Origin of the sequence: Streptomyces sp. W16 (genome assembly GCF_033194735.1) — a bacterium.
GTDB lineage: Bacteria > Actinomycetota > Actinomycetes > Streptomycetales > Streptomycetaceae > Streptomyces.
Map to the genome: position 1 here is coordinate 1 of NZ_JAWOAI010001035.1, position 1,529 is coordinate 1,529.

General features: G+C 76.1%; 1 protein-coding gene. It reads left to right on the top strand.

Going from position 1 to position 1,529, the window contains the following annotated elements:
* Window positions 1-1,529: nSTAND1 domain-containing NTPase (locus R6V09_RS52805; RefSeq protein WP_442810309.1), on the top strand; the 1,529-nt coding region annotated here is incomplete at both ends.

The following is a 1,529-nucleotide window of genomic DNA, read 5'->3' on the forward strand; positions in this document are numbered from 1 at the left end:
GGAGGGATACGTACGGGCCTGCGGCGGCGACCCGGCCGAGTGGGGACCGCGCTGGAAGGACGCGGAGGCCGAGATCGAGGCCGAGGCGAGCCGGGTCCGCGCGGCGGGGACCGAGGGCGGCGGCCCGGCGCCGTATCGCGGGCTCGCCCGGTTCGAGCCGGCCGACCGGCACCTCTTCTTCGGCCGGGACCGGGTGGTCTCCGAGGTCAAGGAGCTGGTCTGCGACCACCGGTTCGCGGTGCTGTTCGGTGCCTCGGGCAGCGGCAAGTCGTCGCTGCTGCGGGCCGGGCTGATCGCGCGGCTGCGGGAGGAGATCGTGGCGCGCGGCTGCCCGGCGACGCTGCGCATCCTGACCCCCGGGCCGACACCCGCCACCACGTACGGGCAGCTGTTCCCCCCCGCCCCCGGGGAGCCGGAGAGCTGGGTGGTGGTGGACCAGTTCGAGGAGGCCTTCACGCTCTGCCGGGACGCGCGGGAACGGTCCCGTTTCATCGACCTGCTCCTGGCGGCCCGCGCCCCGGGCACCCGGCTGCGGGTGCTGGTCTCCGTCCGCGCCGACTTCTACGCCCGCTGCGCCGAACACCGCGGCCTGGCGGACGCGCTGCGTGGGGCCGCGCTGCTGCTCGGTCCGATGACGGCGGAGGAGCTGCGGGAGGCGGTGGTGGGTCCGGCGCAGGCGGTCGGCTGTCTGGTCGAACGGGCCCTGACCGCCCGCCTGGTGGAGGAGGTCCTGGACGAACCCGGCGGCCTGCCGATGCTCTCCCACGTCCTGCTGGAGACCTGGCGCCGCCGCAGGGGCCGGCTGCTCACCCTCGCCGGTTACGAGGCCGCCGGCGGAGTACGCGGCGCGATCGCGGCCACGGCGGAGGAGGTGTACGGGGGCTTGTCCCCCGAGGAGGCCCGCACCGCCCGCCAGCTGCTCCTGCGCATGGTCGTACCGGGCCAGGGCACCCCGGACACCCGCCGCCCGCTGACCCGGGCCGAGTTGGCGGAGTGGGGCGACCCGGAGGTGCCGGTGGTGCTCGAACGCCTGACCAGGGCCCGCCTCCTGACCGCCGACGAGGAAGGCGTCCAACTCGCCCACGAGGCCCTCCTCACCTGCTGGCCCCGCCTCCACGACTGGATCGAGCGGGACCGGGAACGGCTCCGCCACCACCGCATGCTGACGGACGCGGCCCGCACCTGGCTGGAGCACGAGCGGGATCCCGGCGCGCTGTACAGGGGGACACGGCTGGCGCGGGCGGAGGAGCTGTTCGCCGAGGACGTGGGGGATCGGGCGGTCGGCCCCGGCCTCGCCCTGACCACCCCCGAGCGGGCCTTCCTCACCGCCGCTCTCGACGCCCGTGCCGCCGAGCGCCGGACCGCCGCCCGGATCAGCCGCAGACACCGCGTCCTGGCCGTGTCCCTGTCCGTCGTGCTGGTGGTCGCGGTGCTGTCGGCGTTCGCCGTCGTCCATGAGCGGGACGACGATCTGCGGCGGCGTACGCAGAGCGCCGCCCGGCGGGTCGCCGATGTCGCCGACGGGCTGC